The sequence below is a fragment of the Helicobacter sp. MIT 05-5293 genome, assembly GCF_000765665.2.
Taxonomy (GTDB): Bacteria; Campylobacterota; Campylobacteria; order Campylobacterales; family Helicobacteraceae; genus Helicobacter_C.
The window spans coordinates 807,655-826,079 of record NZ_JROZ02000001.1; the positions used below are offsets into that span (position 1 = coordinate 807,655).

Annotated in this window: 18 protein-coding genes and 1 tRNA gene; 11 read left to right on the forward strand and 8 right to left on the reverse strand. The window is 35.9% G+C overall.

Translation table 11 applies throughout. The annotated features are described in order from the left end of the window. Positions 1–7: 7 nt before the first annotated feature. The 3 genes from LS68_RS04115 to LS68_RS04125 are packed head-to-tail and all read right to left on the reverse strand — an operon-like array spanning position 8 to position 2,219. Positions 8–1,324: a UDP-N-acetylmuramoyl-L-alanyl-D-glutamate--2,6-diaminopimelate ligase gene (locus tag LS68_RS04115; protein ID WP_034372021.1), complete on the reverse strand. Its 1,317-nt coding sequence runs from the start codon at positions 1,322–1,324 to the stop codon at positions 8–10. Then, positions 1,296–1,928, reverse strand: coding sequence for a hypothetical protein (locus tag LS68_RS04120; RefSeq protein ID WP_034372018.1), 633 nt, complete (start codon positions 1,926–1,928; stop codon positions 1,296–1,298). The genes LS68_RS04115 and LS68_RS04120 overlap by 29 nt, the downstream gene beginning before the upstream one ends. Before the next feature lie 21 nt (positions 1,929–1,949). Continuing rightward, on the reverse strand, positions 1,950–2,219 hold the full coding sequence (locus LS68_RS04125) for a NifU family protein (protein WP_138091005.1): 270 nt from the start codon (positions 2,217–2,219) through the stop codon (positions 1,950–1,952). A 271-nt stretch (positions 2,220–2,490) separates the two neighbouring features. Here LS68_RS04125 and LS68_RS04130 point away from each other — a divergent pair, with 271 nt between their 5' ends. Genes LS68_RS04130 through LS68_RS04150 form a run of 5 tightly spaced genes read left to right on the forward strand, consistent with a single transcriptional unit; the run spans position 2,491 to position 8,413 of the window. Then, entirely contained in the window at positions 2,491–3,489 is a 999-nt protein-coding gene (locus LS68_RS04130; protein ID WP_034372014.1) for a DctP family TRAP transporter solute-binding subunit, read from the forward strand. 23 nt (positions 3,490–3,512) lie between these two features. Continuing rightward, entirely contained in the window at positions 3,513–4,130 is a 618-nt protein-coding gene (locus tag LS68_RS04135) for a TRAP transporter small permease (RefSeq protein WP_052100432.1), read from the forward strand. Positions 4,131–4,138: 8 nt separating this feature from the next. Then, positions 4,139–5,413: a TRAP transporter large permease subunit gene (locus LS68_RS04140; RefSeq protein WP_034372011.1), complete on the forward strand. Its 1,275-nt coding sequence runs from the start codon at positions 4,139–4,141 to the stop codon at positions 5,411–5,413. Between the two features lie 30 nt (positions 5,414–5,443). Then, a complete protein-coding gene (locus LS68_RS04145) occupies positions 5,444–7,042 on the forward strand; it encodes an inorganic phosphate transporter (protein WP_034372008.1) in 1,599 nt (532 codons plus the stop codon). A gap of 57 nt (positions 7,043–7,099) precedes the next feature. After that, positions 7,100–8,413 carry a hemolysin family protein gene (locus LS68_RS04150; RefSeq protein WP_034372006.1) on the forward strand — a complete coding sequence of 438 codons (1,314 nt, stop codon included), beginning with the start codon at positions 7,100–7,102 and terminating at the stop codon, positions 8,411–8,413. A gap of 60 nt (positions 8,414–8,473) precedes the next feature. On the opposite strand, the gene hemE is transcribed toward LS68_RS04150, so the two are convergent. Together hemE and LS68_RS04160 are read right to left on the reverse strand one after the other, a co-directional pair. Then, entirely contained in the window at positions 8,474–9,502 is a 1,029-nt protein-coding gene (hemE, locus tag LS68_RS04155; RefSeq protein ID WP_034372004.1) for a uroporphyrinogen decarboxylase, read from the reverse strand. Further along, positions 9,499–10,533 (reverse strand): aspartate-semialdehyde dehydrogenase, encoded by a 1,035-nt coding sequence (locus LS68_RS04160; RefSeq protein ID WP_034372003.1) that lies wholly within the window; start codon positions 10,531–10,533, stop codon positions 9,499–9,501. Before LS68_RS04160 ends, hemE begins: the two co-directional genes overlap by 4 nt. A 241-nt stretch (positions 10,534–10,774) precedes the next feature. Here LS68_RS04160 and LS68_RS04165 point away from each other — a divergent pair. Continuing rightward, positions 10,775–10,850: transfer RNA gene (locus LS68_RS04165), tRNA-Val, on the forward strand. A gap of 103 nt (positions 10,851–10,953) precedes the next feature. On the opposite strand, the gene lspA is transcribed toward LS68_RS04165, so the two are convergent. After that, the gene (gene lspA / locus LS68_RS04170) at positions 10,954–11,481 is read right to left on the reverse strand and encodes a signal peptidase II (RefSeq protein WP_081950945.1); all 528 of its coding nucleotides are present in this window, start codon (positions 11,479–11,481) and stop codon (positions 10,954–10,956) included. Between the two features lie 13 nt (positions 11,482–11,494). Next, positions 11,495–12,862, reverse strand: coding sequence for a phosphoglucosamine mutase (gene glmM, locus LS68_RS04175; protein WP_034372001.1), 1,368 nt, complete (start codon positions 12,860–12,862; stop codon positions 11,495–11,497). A 92-nt stretch (positions 12,863–12,954) separates the two neighbouring features. Here glmM and rpsT point away from each other — a divergent pair, with 92 nt between their 5' ends. The 4 genes from rpsT (at position 12,955) to LS68_RS09785 (ending at position 15,302) form a co-directional block, all read left to right on the forward strand. Beyond that, positions 12,955–13,227 (forward strand): 30S ribosomal protein S20, encoded by a 273-nt coding sequence (gene rpsT, locus LS68_RS04180; RefSeq protein ID WP_034371999.1) that lies wholly within the window; start codon positions 12,955–12,957, stop codon positions 13,225–13,227. Next, positions 13,227–14,300, forward strand: a complete 1,074-nt coding sequence (prfA, locus tag LS68_RS04185) for a peptide chain release factor 1 (RefSeq protein WP_199741479.1) — start codon at positions 13,227–13,229, stop codon at positions 14,298–14,300. Before rpsT ends, prfA begins: the two co-directional genes overlap by 1 nt. Beyond that, the gene (locus LS68_RS04190) at positions 14,297–14,974 is read left to right on the forward strand and encodes a glycosyltransferase family 10 (RefSeq protein WP_241993666.1); all 678 of its coding nucleotides are present in this window, start codon (positions 14,297–14,299) and stop codon (positions 14,972–14,974) included. The genes prfA and LS68_RS04190 overlap by 4 nt, the downstream gene beginning before the upstream one ends. A gap of 79 nt (positions 14,975–15,053) precedes the next feature. Next, a complete protein-coding gene (locus LS68_RS09785; protein WP_034371995.1) occupies positions 15,054–15,302 on the forward strand; it encodes a hypothetical protein in 249 nt (82 codons plus the stop codon). 60 nt (positions 15,303–15,362) lie between these two features. Here the strand turns inward: LS68_RS09785 and ligA are convergent, their stop codons facing one another. Next, complete coding sequence (ligA, locus tag LS68_RS04195) at positions 15,363–17,321, reverse strand: NAD-dependent DNA ligase LigA (RefSeq protein ID WP_034371992.1); 1,959 nt, start codon at positions 17,319–17,321, stop codon at positions 15,363–15,365. Between the two features lie 111 nt (positions 17,322–17,432). Between ligA and LS68_RS04200 the strand changes: the two genes are divergently transcribed. Continuing rightward, positions 17,433–18,407, forward strand: a complete 975-nt coding sequence (locus LS68_RS04200; protein WP_034371989.1) for a chemotaxis protein CheW — start codon at positions 17,433–17,435, stop codon at positions 18,405–18,407. Positions 18,408–18,425 lie beyond the last annotated feature (18 nt).

Here is an 18,425-nt window from a genome sequence, read left to right on the forward strand (position 1 = left end):
TTATTTTCTATTTAAAGAAATTGCGCACAATTTCCCGATCATCAAAGTGAATCTTTTCATTCCCAATGATTTGATAATCTTCATCACCTTTACCCAAGATCAATAGCACTTCATTTGATTCAAGATTCTCTAAAGCAGATAAAATCGCCTTTTTGCGATCAGATTCGACAAATACATTTTGCTTGTTATCAATGCCTGAAAGTATTTCACTAATAATATCTTGAGGATTCTCATTGCGTGGATTATCGCTTGTAACATAAATTTTATGTGCAAATTCCCGCGCACACGCTCCCATTCTTGCTCTCTTGCTTCTGTCTCGATCACCCCCTGCTCCAAAAACAACAGCAATCTTCTGACGCTTAAAGCTTTCAAAAATTTGTCTCATTCCATCTTCTGTGTGGGCAAAATCCACAATCACTAAAGGATTCTGATGTATGATTTCCATGCGTCCGCTCACACCCCCAAAATGTTCTAAAGCTTGAGCAATGGCGTTTAAACGCGCAGATGTGAGAATCTTCACCGCTCCCATTGCAGCTAAGATATTGTAAAGATTGTGTTTGCCATATAAATGTGTGTCAATAGTCGTTGTTTCTACTTCTTGCTGATACTTCCAGCTCAAATGGGCATCAATCCCATTTTCTAACGCATAAGCATCTACACTCAAATACCCTTTATGCTCAATTCCATAAGTAAAGGCATTTGTAGGATTAAAGTCAGCATACGATTCATCAAGATTAATCAGCTTAGATTCAGAAGTAGCAAAAAATTGATTTTTGATGCGCCGATATTCCTCGATACTTTTATGATAATCCAAATGATCACTCGTGATATTGCTTAAGATTCTTAACGCAAAGTCAATCCCTGCAATGCGCTCCTGCTCTATGGCATGAGAGCTCACCTCCATCACAAAAAAATCACAACATTCCATAGCGGCAATTTCAAGATTCTCATACAGCTCTAACACGCTTGGTGTAGTCAATCCTTTGGGTTTAATCCTTTTCTCATTGACAAAAAAACCTCTTGTGCCTAAAAGTCCCACACGATAGTTAAGATCCAGCAATAAAGAATAAATGATCGCTGCCGTAGTCGTTTTGCCATTTGTGCCAGTGATGCCAATAATTTTCATTGGTTTATCTGAAGGGGCGATACAAAAAATCTCATTTAAATTTCGAGATTCTATAATATTATCGCTTTGAGTGATAAAATGTGCATTGCGTTTTGTTTTCACGAGCAAAATAGAATCTAAAGATTCTACAAGCCTTGTATCATCTGTGATTGCCGAATAGTCTTTGCCCTTATAGTTTATGTTTTTTTGTAGAATCATCAATTACCTTTTGTAGAATTTGTTCGATTTCTTTATCATAAAAAACATTTTTTTTAAGCGATTCGATATAATCCATTGAAATATCTTCATAATTATTATCAACTAGATAATTTAAAAACTCATAAAAATCACTTTTATTGGTAAAGACAATTTTTGTGCTAAATATCAAATCTTCAAAGGCTTCTTTGAAACTTTCTTTGGTTTGTGCAATGCGCTTGAAGTCCTCATACAAAATGCCATTAATTGAATCTGCCTTCAGTGCTTCAATAGTTTTAATCGTATCAAAAATTTTAGTCGTGCTTTTATCAAAGCTTTTAATTGTCTCAAGCATCTGTTTTTGAGCTTGCCTCTTAGAAATCTCTTGTGTAAGTAAAATCTGATAGTATTCGTATAATCCCAAAGCTTGCTCTTCAAAATCAGTCGCCATATCAGCAAGTAAAATACCAATCATAGATTCGGTATTGTCAGAATCTAGAGCAAGATTCTTAGCAAAAAACTCATAGGCTTGCTGATATTTTTTTGCGCTTAAAAGCTCGAAACCTTTTTTGTTGTTTCTATTGAGAATATGACGAGTATTTTGATCAGTCAGTTTAATGATTTCCATAATGATTCTGTCCGTATCCTTCTATAATATTTTGTTTTCTTCTCCGTGCAAAATATTGACAATAGCGATGTCTGGGTGTATCTCTTCCTTGAGACGATTTTCAATAGCGTATTTTAATGTATTGCTAGAGCTTGGACAGCCTTTGCAAGCTCCTTCCAATCTGACATAAACTTTTGCATCTCTGATTCCTAAAAGTGTAATATCTCCTCCGTCCAATGTCAATGTAGGACGAATCTTTTCTATCACAAGCTCTACTGGTTTTTTTAGCTCTTCATCAGTAAAAGGAAACATCAATAAACTCCGTGTAAATTTAATACAAATAATTTCTTGAAATAAACTTTTGTAAATTCTAGCGTATTTTTGTAATATTTTAATTGCAAAAATTGACTAAAGATTCTAATTGAGCTAAGTCAAATTTTTGTTTATAAATTACACAGATTGAGATTTAACGCCATAAATTAAAGAAAATACTAAATACTTTATGAAAAATATTTTTAAAATTAAAATATAGTTAGATTTTGGAATTTCTAACATAAATACAAATTCACAAGGGAGTAAGTCAATGAAGAAGATTTTGGGCTTAGTGCTAGGTTGTTTAGTAATATTAGGTTTGACAGGGTGTGGTGACGGAGAAAAAGATGTGTATAAAGTAAAATTCGCTCATGTGGTAAGCATGAATACACCTAAAGGACAAGCTGCAGAATTTTTTGCCAAAAGAGTAGATGAACTTAGCGGTGGCAAAATTAAAGTCGAAGTATTTCCTAGTGCGCAGTTAGTCGATGATGATAAAGTATTCCAAGAGCTTGCTAGAAATAATGTTCAAATGGCGGCTCCTAGTTTTTCGAAATTTACTCCTATTGCAAAAGAATTTAATGTATGGGATATACCTTTTATTTTCCGCGATACAGAGCATTTACATAATGTAATGGATGGAGAAGCAGGTGAGATTCTAAAAGAATCATTGTCCAAAAAAGGGATTATTGCGCTTGATTATTGGGACGCTGGATTCAAACAATTTAGCACAAATAAAAAGCCTATTATTTTGCCTGAAGATGCTAAAGGACAAAAAATGAGAATTATGAGTTCTCGTGTTCTTGAAGAGCAAACTAAAGCCATTGGAGCAATTCCTCAAGTCTTGCCCTTTGGAGAAGTTTATTCTGCACTTTCTACAGGTGTCGTAGATGCAGCTGAAAATCCTCTCTCTAATCTTTATAATTCAAAGTTTTATGAAGTGCAAGATTCAATCACAATTTCTAACCATGGTTATTTAGGTTATTTAGTCGTTGTTAGCGAAGGATTCTGGAAAGGCTTACCTGACGACCTTAAAGATATTTTTAAACAAGCTTTACACGAAGCAACACTTTTTGAAAGAGAAGAAAGTGCTAAAGAAGAGCAAATTTTACTAGAAAAACTTCAAAAAGATGATGCAACCAAAACACAAGTAATCTTCCTTAATGACGAGCAAAAAGCACGATGGCAAGAAGAAATGAAAGCTATTTATCCTAAATTTTACGATATTGTAGGAAAAGAAATCATTGATAAAATTATTGAAACAAAATAATACGATTGTTATCAGGAGAATTTATGCTCAGTTGGATAGCTAAACCTTTCGTTTGGGCTCACCATAGCCCAACGATCAATAAAATCTTTTCTATCTTAGATTCTATTATTGCCTCCATTAATAAAAATATCGCAGTAACAGGATTATGTATAGGTGTTATCATTACGGCTATTAATGTTATTTTTCGCTACATGGCAGGGCTATTTCCAGATATTTTTACAATTTCATTGACATGGGCAGAAGAAATTGCACGTTATTGTTTTTTGTGGTCTGCTTTTTTTGGAGCAGCTTATGGTTTTCGCAAGGGAGTGCATATTGCTGTTACAATGCTAATTGAAAAATTCCCCCCCAAAATTGCTAAAACATGTGTTATATTAACACATATCCTCAATTCTGTATTTTTAGGTTTTATGGCATACGCAGGAGCAATGGTATGTTATGATAACTTTTTGCTTGGCTATATGAGTGAAGCTCTTCACAATGTCCCTTTATGGATTTTTTTGTTGTGCTTACCTTTAGCATTTATTGGGGCTACTTATCGCTCAATTGAAAAAATTTATGAAGTGTCTTGGACGCCTGCAGACAAAGTGATAAAGAATGCAGAAGCAGAGATGATTCACGATTCTGTGATTAAAGATTAGGAGTATCAATGAGCGTTGCTTATTTATTGCTTGTTTTATTTGGATTGTTATTGCTTGGTGTGCCTGTGTCAATAGCCTTAGGTGTGAGTGCTATAAGTGCAATGCTCATTTTTACTTCTTATAATGTTGTAGGTGCTGCTGAAATTATGCTTAACGGATTAAAACCCGCTCTGATGGCTATTCCAATGTTTATTTTGGCAGGCTCTTTAATGAGTAAAGGGAGTTCAGCACAACGCATTGTAGATTTTGCTAAATCACTTGTAGGACATTTGCCCGGTGGTTTGCCCATGAGTGCGATTTTGGCTTGTATCATTTTTGCAGCTGTGAGTGGAAGCTCTCCAGCAACGGTGGTTGCTGTCGGATCTGTAATGTTTATCGCAATCAAAAATGCAGGTTATCCCAAAAGTTATGCTGTTGGAGCAATCACATCGGCTGGAAGTCTAGGTATTTTAATACCTCCATCAGTTGTAATGATTGTATATGGAGTAACTGCAGAAGTTTCAATTGAAAAACTCTTTATGGCAGGCATTGTTCCGGGCTTAATGATTGGCTCTATGATGATGCTTTATGCGTATATAGGTGCAAAAAGGCTGAATTTCAAGGCTACCTCTCCAGAATCCTTACACATTCGTTTTAAAAAATTTCGTGAAGCATTTTGGGCATTATTAATTATCTTTGTTATTATTGGCGGGATTTACGGCGGTATATTCACTGCTACTGAAGCCGCTGGGATTAGTGCTGTCTATGCTTTTATTGTTTCTGTATTTGTGTATAAAGATATTAAGGTTAAAGACCTCTACGGAGTATTCTTAGATGCAGCAATTACGACTGCAATGATATTCTTTATTATTGGATTTGCTGTTATCTTTGCACACTTCCTTACAAGTGAGCGCATACCTCATTTGATCGCAGAATTTCTCGTTGCACAACAAATGAGTTGGTGGATGTTTTTGATTCTTGTAAATATTGTTCTTTTTATGATGGGGCAATTTATGGAACCAAGCTCTGTCATTATGATCATGACTCCTTTGCTTTTACCAATTGCGTTAGCTTTAGGAATTGACCCTATTCACTTTGGCATAGTTATGGTTGTCAATATGGAGCTAGGAATGCTTACCCCTCCTGTTGGGCTTAATCTTTTTGTTGCAAGTTCTTTGACAGGATTAAGCCTTAAAGATGTAACAACCTCAGTTCTTCCATGGCTTGCTGTAATGCTTTTGGGCTTATTGTTGATTACCTATGTTCCAGAGATTTCTCTTTGGCTACCCAATCAACTAAAATAAAATATAGTGATATATTTTAAAGGATAAATTATGGATATTAAAAATATTAATCAAATTGAAGAAGCTACAAAATTTAATCAAAAGGATATAACAAAACTTTTTATTGTTTTGATTTTCTTTGTTGCCATTTCTTTATTAGCCATTTTCACACATATAGGCTATAGCAATATGCTTCTTTTAGTCTTTGCTACTATTGTCGGTGGATATATGGCGATGAACATTGGCGCAAATGATGTGGCAAACAATGTTGGACCTGCTGTGGGTTCTCGTGCAATCACATTAGTAGGGGCAATCATCATTGCTGCTATTTGTGAAGCCGGAGGAGCAATGATTGCAGGTGGAGAAGTTGTGAATACAATCAAATCAGGCATTATTTCTCCTCATAACATCAGCGAAGCAAAAATCTTTGTAGCCCTTATGTTAGCTGCACTCACTTCAGGGGCGGTTTGGCTACATTTAGCAACCGCTATTGGAGCACCTGTATCAACAACACATTCACTTGTAGGGGGTATTATTGGTGCAGGAATTGTCGCAGGAGGTTGGGGAGTAGTAAATTGGTTAGAATTAGCTCGTATTGCTTCAAGCTGGATTATTTCGCCCGTTCTTGGTGGTATTATTGCAGTAATTTTTTTGCTCATTATTAAAAAAAGCATTACCTACAAAGAGAATAAACGCGAAGCTGCAAAACGAGTCGTGCCTATATTAATTTTTATAATGACTTGGGCTTTTACACTCTATCTTATTTTAAAAGGTTTAACAAAAATTCTACCCTCAATTCATTTAGGTGTATCCGTTATTGTGAGTTTAGTCGTTGCTATCATTGTTTATTTCATCGTTCGTCCCATTGTTGCTAAAAAAGCAGATGTTTTATTAAACACAAAAGAAGATATTAATTCTCTTTTCACTATCCCACTTATCTTTTCTGCCGCACTTTTAAGCTTCGCACATGGTGCAAATGATGTAGCAAACGCAATAGGACCATTAGCTGCTATCAACGAGACGCTTAAAAATATCACCGAAAGTGTTGCTGTAACCAAATCAAGTGTGCCACTTTGGATTATGTTTATAGGAGGGTTAGGAATTGCTTTAGGTTTAGCACTTTATGGACCAAGATTGATTAAAACCGTGGGTAATGAAATTACCGATTTGGATAAAATGAGGGCTTTTTGTATTGCTATGAGTGCTGCTCTAACGGTTTTGTTAGCTTCTCAGCTTGGTTTGCCTGTCAGCTCAACACATATCACAATTGGGGCAATTTTTGGGGTTGGATTTTTGCGCGAATATCTCAAAAAGCGTTATTATGAAATGCAGCAAACTATTATCGAAGCTCATAAAGGTAGAGATGCACAAGAAGTTGAAGCCTTTTTGGATAAATTTAATAAGGCTAGCATCAAGAGAAAAGGTATTCTTCTCGAAGAAATTAAAGTCAAAAATCAAAACAGATTCAAGAATCTTCCCAACTTTGATAAAAAAGAGCGTAAAGCTCTCAAAAAGGCTTACAAACAAGAATTAGTCAAACGCAGTGCAATCAATAAAATCATTGCATCTTGGCTCATTACGGTGCCTGCTTCAGCACTTCTTGGGGCATTTACTTATTTTATCATTATCAAAAGTGGTTTTGATCTTTAGTGTTTTAAAAGATTTGATTGATTACAATACTCGGGAATTTATTTTTAAGGAGTATTTTTGGACCCGTATTCGTCGGTTTTGATGTTTATTCTAGCATTAGCATTAGTTTTTGTTAATGCTTTTTTTGTAGTTTCTGAATTCGCAATTGTAAAAGTGCGAAAAACGAAACTTGAGGAGCTTTCAAAAAATGGTGTAAAAAATGCTAATCTTGCCCTAAAAATTAGCAATGCTCTTGATACCTATCTTAGTGCTACTCAACTAGGTATCACTTTAGCCTCATTGGCATTAGGTTGGATTAGCGAAAATGCTGTTGTTCAGCTTATAGAGTATCCTTTCTTGCATTTATTTGGGCAATATCCTCTTCTCATTCATACAATTGCTTCTATTATTGCATTTATTTTTATTACTCTACTTCATGTAGTTCTTGGAGAACTTGTGCCAAAATCAATCGCCATTACGAAAGCTGAAAAGGTTGTGCTTCTCATAGCGAAACCACTTTATGCTTTTAGAATCATCTTTTCTCCGCTTATTAAACTTTTCGATTCACTTGCTGCTTTCTTTTTACATCTTATCCATATTGAACCAGCCAAAGAAAGCGATTTGGCTCATTCTGAAGAAGAACTCAAAATTATTGTGGGAGAAAGTCTAAGAGGAGGCTATATTGACTCTATTGAAGGTGAGATTATTAAAAATGCTGTAGATTTTTCTGATACTCTCGCCAAAGAAATTATGACTCCCCGCAAAGATATGATCTGTCTTGATGCACAAAATCAATATGAAGAGAATATCAAAATTATTTTAGAAACAAATCATACACGCTATCCTTATTATCAAGATTCTAAAGATAATATATTGGGAATGATACATATTAGAGACCTGTTTAAGAATACGATTAACGGTGGTGAGAAAAATCTCTCCAAACTTGTAAGGAATATGATTATCGTGCCAGAAACTGCACATATTTCACAGATTCTTGATAGTATGAATCGCCAACAAATCCATACTGCGCTCGTTGTTGATGAATATGGTGGCACTTCAGGGCTTTTAACGATGGAAGATATTATTGAAGAAATTATGGGGGATATATCTGATGAACATGACTTAAAGATTGAAGACATCAGACAGATTGATAAGGATACTTATGAGATTAACGGGAAACTTGGATTGGAAAATATTGAAGAAATGTTTAATATCACCTTTAGCAACACAAACGATCATGTTACCATCGGTGGATATGTGTTTGGCTTACTCGGACGTTTGCCTGTAGTCAAAGACAGAATCTCTGATGAAAATTGCGAGTTTGAAGTGCTTGAGATGGACGGAGCGAGAATCCAAAAACTTCGCATTATCACTCATCAAAATAAGAATTGATGTTACTCCAAACTAAAAAGAAAAGAATTTTAGGTGATTGCTCACGAATTTTAGAGAATCTTACCCGATTCTCATAGACTTTTCTCTCACCATACGCACAAGCTCTATGGCATTTTCACGAGGTAAATTAGGAATCATACCATGTCCAAGATTAAAAATAAACCCTGCTTGTTTGCCCATAACAGCAAAAATTTCATCGATACCTTGCTCCATTAATTCACGATTATATAATCTTGCAGGTTCAAGATTCCCTTGTAAAACATATTTTTGCCCAAGTATTTTTTTGGCAAGATCTATCGGAGTGCTCCAATCTACTCCAAATACATCAAATGTGCCATCAATACGATCTAAGTATCCTGCAATACCTTTAGGAAAAACAATGATAGGAATCGAAGGATATTTTTGCTTGATTTCGTGAGCGATGTCCTTAATATATTTCCAGCTGTATTCAAAATAAGCCGAACGCTCCAATGCTGAAGCCCACGAATCAAATATCATCACTGCATTTGCACCTGCACGAATCTGCTCCTCCAAATATCCTTTTAACTCATGGGTAATGCGTGCTAATAAAGTATGTAAAACATCAGATTCTTGATAAAGCATTTGTTTGCTTTTAATATATGTTTTACTCCCCTCTCCTTCAATCATATAAGTTGCCAATGTCCAAGGTGATCCACAAAAACCAATCAATGCCTTATCGGGAGCAAGTTTTGAGCGAACAGAACTTAAAGTATCATACACATAGTCTAATTTTTTATAAGCATTTTTTTGTAGATTCTGAATATCTGATTGATGCTGTATAGTTTGAGTAAATTTTGGTCCCTCACCTGCAATAAACTCTAAAGGTAATCCCATTTCCAATGGTATGACCAAAATATCACTAAATAAAATCGCCGCATCAACATCAAGAATCTCTATGGGTTGAAGTGTTACTTCTGTGGCTAGTGCGACATTCTTACACAAATCCAAGAAGCTCCCCGCTTTTGCTCTTGTCGCTTTGTATTCACTCAAATACCTTCCCGCTTGCCGCATAAGCCAAATAGGCGTATAAGGCGTATTTTTTTTGAAACACGCATCAACAAATATCATTCAGACTCCTGAAATTCAATCCACTTTTGAGCAATCCTCACTGCATTAGTAGCTGCTCCTACACGAATCTGATCAGCCACGCACCATAAATGCAAAATATGCTTATCAAAATGATCTTCACGGATTCTGCCTACATAAGTTTGATCCGTATCTGCCGCAAGCATAGGCATCGGGTAGATTTTAGAATGTGGCTCATCGGCAAGCACAACATTAGGAGATTCAGACAGAATCTTTTGAGCATCTTTTGCACTTACAATATTCTTAAAAGTAATCGTTAATGCTTCACTATGACTTCTAAGCACAGGCACTCGGACGCAAGTCGCACTCACAGCAAAATTTGAGTGCATAATCTTGTTTGTTTCATAGATCATTTTCATTTCTTCTTTTGTATAATCATTAGGCATAAAAACATCAATATGAGGAATGACATTCAGTGCAATTCGATGAGGGAAAGCGACGGCTTCCGCTTCCTCGAGCTTAAACGCAAAAAATGCCTGCATTTGCATTACAAGCTCTTCCATACCCTTTTTACCCGCACCGCTCACTGCTTGATAAGTGCTTACATCTACTCTTTGTATCTCAAACATCTTATGTAAAGGTGAAAGAACATGCACCATTTGTATAGTTGAACAATTAGGGTTAGCAATAATGCCTTTTTTATGCCATTGTTTAATATCATCAGGATTGACTTCAGGGACGACAAGTGGTATATCTTCTTCCATACGGAAATGGCTTGTATTGTCAATCACAACTGCACCTGCTTTTACAGCACTTGGAGCATATCTCGCACTCACAGAAGAACCCGCAGAGAAAAATGCAATCTCTATATTTTCTTTTTGGAAAATATCATCAGTCGTTTCAAGAATCTGATAAGTTTGCCCTTGAAATTCAATTTCCTTACCAGCACTTCTTGAACTCGCAAGAGGCACGATTTTCGCCACAGGGAATTTTTGTTCTTCTAAAATCTTAAAGATTTCTTCTCCCACAGCCCCGCTTGCACCCACAACACCAATCACATATTTTTTTTTCAAATCCCAACTCCTTTTTGTTCTTGAAAACTCCATAAACTTCTTAGTTTAACATATTTTATTCAATTAAATATCAATAAAATGCGCATTTTATCAAAATTAGATTCTACAAAACTCTCCTTTAAAAATATTGAGAATCCAATACAAATCAAACTCTATAGATTCAATTACTTATAATTTAAGAAAATTCAAATAAAGGTTTAGATACAATCATTTCCTTTAAACAATAAAACAAAACAAACACGATCGCGTAGCTCAGTTGGTAGAGCACTACCTTGACATGGTAGTGGTCGCTGGTTCAAGTCCAGTCGTGATCACCATCAATATTAAATCTCTTAAATTCAACCAAATCCAACTTAGATTAAATATTTTTAGAATCTTAAAGATTACCTAAGTTAATTTGGCAATCAAATTATAAGTGATTTAGCATGATTCTTTATTGTGCAGATTTGAAGTTTTTTGTGCTATCATCTGCCATAATATCCATACCACACTAATATCAATCATCACATCAGCAAGATTAAAAATCGCAAAATCAAACCAATAATGCCAATACACATAATCAACCACGCCTTCATGTATAAAACGATCAAGAACATTAGAAAATCCCGCACCAATCAAAATACCTAAAGGCATATAATGCTTAATAAAAAAATCGCTGCACATTGCGCCGATAAGTAAAGCAAATAAAAAAATGATTTGAATATATTTAAGATAATGTTCAAGAAAACTAAACATTGAAAAAGCCACACCTTTATTATACACTAAAGCATAGCCACCGATAGTGAGTGCTTCGCTATCCCACATAAAACCTCGAAGCATAATCACCTTAACATATTGATCCAATACCAAAGCAGTCAAACACAAAATCACAAAAACAATCCCATGTTTGATGCTTAGATTCTGACAATGCTCAAGGCAGTGCTTGAAAAACTCTTTTATTTTTAGCATCAAATCTCTTTAATTACGCATCATTATTTAAATGCTTTTGGAAAAAATCGACAAGCATTTTGACTTGTGAATCAACACTTTGGGCATCTTTACCCTCTACTAAGATTCTAAGTTTATTTTCAGTGCCAGAATAACGCACTAAATGCCGATTACCAGATTGTGAGATAGTATTAAGCATTTCTTTTAATCCTGTAATTTTTTCTAAAGGTTTTTTATGTGCTACATTCAAATTAAACATTTGGCTAGGATAAAGCTCAAAGGGATTAAGGGCATCTTTGCTGCTTTTGTTGCTTGTAAGCAGTAAAGACAACACTTGTAAGGCACTTACTAAACCATCGCCGGTTTTTGCATAATCGCTAAAAATAATATGCCCACTACTTTCTCCTCCAAAATTTAAATCATATTTTTGCATTTCTTCCCACACATACTTATCTCCAACATTACAACGATGAAGCTTGATATGATGAGATTTTAAAAATTCTTCCAAAGCGAGATTGCTCATAAGTGTCGCAACAATCGCATCATTCTTCAAATCGCCAATTTGCTTTTGATACACAGCCAAAGCACCAATCAACTTATCGCCATCAACAATATTTCCCTCATTGTCTACGACAACGATTCTGTCTGCATCACCATCAAGAGCAAAACCGACATCAGCACGATAGGTTTTGACCTCATTTGCTAAAATATCAGGGTGCATTGCACCGCATTGTTCATTAATATTGAATCCATTAGGTTTGTTGTTAATCACAATCACATCTGCACCCAATTCTTTTAAAACGGTGGGTGCAACACGATAAGCTGCACCATTTGCACAATCACACACGATTCTCATACCCTTTAATGTAAGATGTTTGGGGAAAGAATTTTTAATATGCACGATATATCGCCCCACAACATCATCAATACGCTTTGAAGAACCAATTTCATATCCTTTTTTCAAATCATGTGTGAGAATCCCTTCATTGTGATAGTATGATTCAATGCTTTCTTCTTCTTGTTGATCAAGTTTATATCCAGAGTGATTAAAAAACTTTATCCCATTATCGTCAAAAGGATTATGGCTTGCACTGATCATTATGCCCGCATCACACCGCATATCTTCTGTCAAAAATGCCACAGCAGGGGTAGGCATAGGACCAATTTGTATCACATCATAACCTACTGACACAAGGCTTGCGACAAGAGCATTTTCAATCATATAACCGCTACGGCGTGTATCTTTACCGACAAGAATCTTATTACTCAAAGAATGTGTGCGAAAATGTATTCCTGCACTCGTGCCTAGCCTGATTACACTTGAAGGCGTAATTACTTCACCTGCCCTACCCCTTACACCATCAGTGCCAAAAATCTTTGCCCTTGTTTCTTTAGACTTCATATATTTTCTCCTTAAATACTTTTAAACTGCATTTAATCAAACTTTTGGCACAATTTTGCCTTAAATTTTTTTATAAAAGGATTAATGGAGCTATGGCAAATCATAAATCTGCAGAAAAACGCATTCGACAAACCAAAAAACGCACTGAACGAAATCGCTACTACAAAACGCGTATTAAAAATATTATACGTGATGTTCGTGAAGCGGTAGCTAATCAAGATGTTCCTAAGGCTCAAGAAGCACTCAAAGTTGCTAATAAAGAATTGCATAAATATGTCAGCAAAGGTATTTTGAAAAAGAACACTGCTGCACGCAAAGTTTCTCGATTGAATGCAAGTGTGAAAAAAATCGCTAAACCTGCTTAATTTTAATGCTCATTAATAAACTCAAGCCCATAGTTGCTCGATACGATGAGATTTCTGATATTCTCTCTTCGCATTCGATTCTCTCTGACATCAAGCAAATTACAGCATTGAGCAAAGAGCAAAGCGACATTGAAGATATTGTTCAAAGCGCAAAAAAATATTTTCAAGTTCTTGATTCTATTGCACAAAACAAATCTTTGCTTGAAGACAAAGAGCTTGGAGAACTTGCCAAAGAAGAGCTTAAAGATTTAGAATCTCAAAAAGCTACCATAGAAGAAGAAATCAAAATTTTACTCATTCCTAAAGACCCAAATGATAGTAAAAATATTTATTTGGAGATTCGAGCGGGCACAGGTGGTGATGAAGCGGGAATCTTTGTGGGTGATTTGTTTAAAGCATATTGTCGCTATGCGGATTTGCAAAAATGGAAAGTAGAGATTATGAGCTCAAGTGAAAACAATGTAGGTGGCTATAAGGAAGTAATAGCTCTAGTTAAAGGAAATGGAGCATATTCCAAACTCAAATACGAGGGTGGCACTCATCGTGTTCAGAGAGTCCCCGAAACAGAATCTCAAGGACGCATTCATACTTCAGCTATCACCGTGGCAATTATGCCAGAGGTTGATGATGTGCAAATAGATATTAACCCTAGTGATTTAAAAATTGATGTTTTTCGTAGTAGCGGACACGGAGGACAAAGTGTGAATACGACAGATTCTGCTGTGAGAATCACACATATTCCTACAGGCATCAGTGTATCTATGCAAGATGAAAAATCCCAGCACAAAAATAAAGACAAAGCAATGAAGATTCTCAAAGCCCGACTTTACGAAGCAGAGCTTGAAGCACAAAATGCACAAAACAAGCAAGCGCGTAAAAATCAAGTGGGCAGTGGAGATAGGAGTGAAAGAATCCGCACTTATAATTACCCTCAAAACCGCTTAACTGATCATCGTATAGGCTTAACACTTTATAGTCTTGAAGAGATTATGCTTGGGGGGTTGCTTGATGAGATTATTAATCCCTTGATTGCCCATGCACAAAGTCAAGCTATGGGAGGCTTAGAAGAATGAGCCAAAAACCAATCAAGAAAATTCATTTTTGTGATGGCGCAGTCAAAGGGAAGATTCTTAAAATCTTGCAAGAACATTATGAGATTATCCTTACAGACAAAGACCCTGATTATATATTTTACTCTGTAATGGGAGAAGAGCATATTAACTATGATGGGATTAGAATCTTCAGTTGCGGTGAAAATGTCCGAGCTGATTTTAATTTCTGTGATTATGCCCTCGGCTATGATTATATGCACTTTGAAGATCGATACCTGCGCTACCCACTCTATCTCCATTATCAAAATGACACGCAAAAGACGGCAAATAAGCATTTGCATATCTCACCACAAACACTAAAAGATAAAACGCGTTTTTGCACTTTTGTCGTAAGCAATGGCAAAGCAGACGAACAACGCACACACTTTTTTGATATGTTGGAGCAATATAGCCACATAGACAGCGGTGGGCGATACAAAAATAATATTGGCAAATGTGTCGATGACAAAGACGCTTTCCTTAAAGAGGGTAAATTCAACATCGCTTTTGAAAATTCAAGCACCAATGGCTACACAACCGAGAAATTAATCCAAGCGTTTGCCGCTCAAACCATACCGATTTATTGGGGCGATGAAAGAGTGACTATGCCTTTAGATTCTAGCGGGGGGGGGGGTAAATCCAAAAGCTTTTGTTAATTGTCATTGTTACAAGAGTTTAGAAGAGGTTATAGCAGTTGTAAAATATCTTAATGAAAATGACAAAGCCTATTTGGAAATGCTCTCTCAACCGAGTTTTTTAGATGATAATCATGAAGAAATTTTTGATAAAAAGCTTGAATCATTTTTACTCTTTATTTTTAATCAACCCTTAGATAAAGCTTATCGCAGAGGATTTGGACAATGGCGATGCAATCTCGAAAAACGTTATAAAAAATATCAAAAAGTGCGGAGATTGGCAAATACATTTGCAAATGGTTTTAAAAAACCTATACGCGCCTTAAAACATCTCTTCAAAAGATACTAAAACAAGCTTTAAATAAGATTCTAACGCCAATCAGAATCTTTACCTTATTCGATCTTTACATTATAGCATTGCGCGCATTTGCTCTTCATCAAGCAAGCAAATCCCTAGAGCCTTTGCCTTATCAAGCTTACTCCCAGCATTTTCCCCATATATTACAAAATCCGTATTTTTACTCACACTTGAAGTCATTTTTGCTCCCTTTTTTTCTAGAATCTTAGCAATTTCATCACGAGGCTGACTTAAAGTGCCTGTAAGGACAATTGTTTTTTGATAAAAAGGACTATTTGCATCAATCTCTACTACTTCAACTTTAGGATTAAGAATCTCTAACATCTTCTCAATAAGAGATTTATTGGTGCGATTAAACTCAACAAGAGAATTTGCGATTTCCTCCCCAAAGCCATTAAGCGCGAGAATCTCATCATGCGTAAGATGAAAAATATCTAAACCATACACACTTGTTAATTTTTTACTCATTCCCTCACCGATATGTTCAATACCAAGCGCATTGACCAACCGCCATAATTCTATACCCTTAGTATTTTCAATCGCGTTTAAAAGATTTTTCGCACGTTTTTCTTTCCAGCCCTCTAACGCAATCAAATCTTCATAAGTAAGCGAATAAAGATCAAGAATATTATGAATCAAATGATTTTCAAAAAGTTGTATCACATTTTTTTCACCCAAGCCATCAATATTTAAGGCTTTTTTTGAGGCAAAATGAATGATAGATTCTAAAACTCTTGCTTTACAGCGAAGATTCTGACATTTGATAAAAATCTCTTCCACGAGCAATTCTCCACCGCATACAGGACAAACATCGGGCTTTTGAATAGGTATCTCACTCCCATCACGCAAGGCAATAAGTGGCTTAATAATCTTTGGTATCACATCGCCACTGCGAATAATAATCACTCTATCGCCAATGCGTATGTCTTTGCGCTCAATTTCACTGAAATTATGTAAAGTCGCACGCGCAATCATTGCACCCTCAATCTCCACAGGCTCTAATTCTGCTACAGGGGTGATAATCCCGCTTCTCCCTACTTGAAGTGTAACAGAGAGAATCTTAGAGCTTTTTTCTATCGCAGGAAATTTATACGCACAAGCAAATCGAGGAGATTTGATCGTCCAGCCCAAATGTTGCTGCATTCTAAAATCATCAAGCATTATGACCATACCATCAAGCATTATGGGATATTCATTGCGCATTTTGAGCAAGTGATGATAGATTTGCTCAATCTCATCAATATTCTTACAATGCGACAAAAACGGAATACGAATAAATCCAAACTCATAAATCTGCTCCATAGCTTCGTAAAAACCTTGATTGTGATTACTGATTTGTGAGATTCCCGCTCCTATTCCCCAAGGCATAAAACGCAATTTTCGTTTTGCGGTGATCTTTGAATCTAGCTGCCTTAAGCTTCCTGCTGCAGCATTTCGAGGATTTGCAAAAAGACTTTCATTGCGAGAGAGACGCTCTTGATTGATTAACTCAAAATCTTCTTTGGTAATGACAACTTCTCCGCGTATCTCAATTTCGTTTTTATAGGGAATCTGCAAAGGAATACTTTGAATCGTTTTGGCATTTTGCGTAACAAGCTCACCGATAATACCATCACCTCTTGTAGTCGCAGCCACAAGCATACCCCCTTGATAAAGGAGATTGAGACTTGCGCCATCAAACTTTGGAGAGCAAGTAAAACTCGCTTGAGGATAATTCTTATAGATTCTCTTGATCCATTCTTCAGCCTCTTTGGTAGAAAACACATCATCAAGACTCCACATACGCTCAAGATGCTGTTTCTTACTAAAAGATTCTAAAGGCGTGTCGCCTACGCGTTGAGTAGGAGAGCTTGGATCTATCAGATTAGGATTGCGTTGCTCAAACGCAAGAATCTGATGATAAAGCATATCATATTCCTCATCGGTAGCCATAGGCTCATTAAGAACATAGTAATGATAAGCCATCTTTTTCAGTATGGCAAGTTGCTCTTGATATTGCTGAATATCCATAGTATATGTGATTTTAACCTTATTTTTTAATTTTAAACTCTAAATTATGTATTTTTACGCTAGAATTATAACATTTTATTGCGTATAATTTCTAGTTTTTGGAGGCGAGCTTTGGCGCAAAAACAATCACATATAGATCAAACGACTTCATTACATCTCAACAACGAGGTGCAGTTTTTATGTTTTACTTTAGAAGAAGAAATCGATGGTAAAAATCAGCTTTACGCAATGAATGTATTTAAGATACGCGAGCTTATTTATTATAATAACGAGCTTACCGAGACAGCGGGGGACAATAGTGGAATCTTACTAGGATACTTAACCGTGCGTGATGAAACTATACCGCTAGTCGATATGAGAAGATGGTTATATTTTAGCAGACAAAATCCAGATCGTGATTTACGAGAATTTTCTCTCAATACTCCTAAGAGCCTTATAGCAATTTGTGATTTTTCTAACTGCACCGTGGGATTAAAAATACTTGGTGTAAAACATATTATTCACAAAAGCTGGAAAGACATTAATGTAGAAAATGATTTTAGCTCTGAAGGAGATATAAAAATCACCGGCACGACCAAATACAGTGATGGTTCGATTGTGCAAATTATGGATGTAGAGCGAATGCTTGTTGATGCGTTTCCTTCGGGCAATGCTTCTAATGATCTAGAAATCAATGATTTACAAAAAATCGAAAGTGATAAAATTATTCTTCTCGCTGAAGATTCTAAAACTGCAGCCAAATCTTTGCAAAAAATCATCGAAAAACTTGATTTAAAATACTTTAGCTTCCCCAATGGCAAGGCATTGCTTGATTATCTCCATAATCCGGGCATAGCAGCCAATATCGGGGCAATTATTACTGATTTGGAAATGCCTCTTATTTCGGGGTTTGAAGTGTTAAAGCAAATCAAAGAAACGCCAGCGACTTGTCATATCCCTGTAATCATCAATTCATCAATGAGCTCTGATAGCAATTATCAAATGGCAGAGCGTCTCAAAGCTGATGGTTTTATTACCAAATCAAACCCTGTAGAAATTGAACAATCTCTCCGACAAATTCTTGAGAATGTAAAATTTAATAATTAATCCAAAAAGGTCAAATAT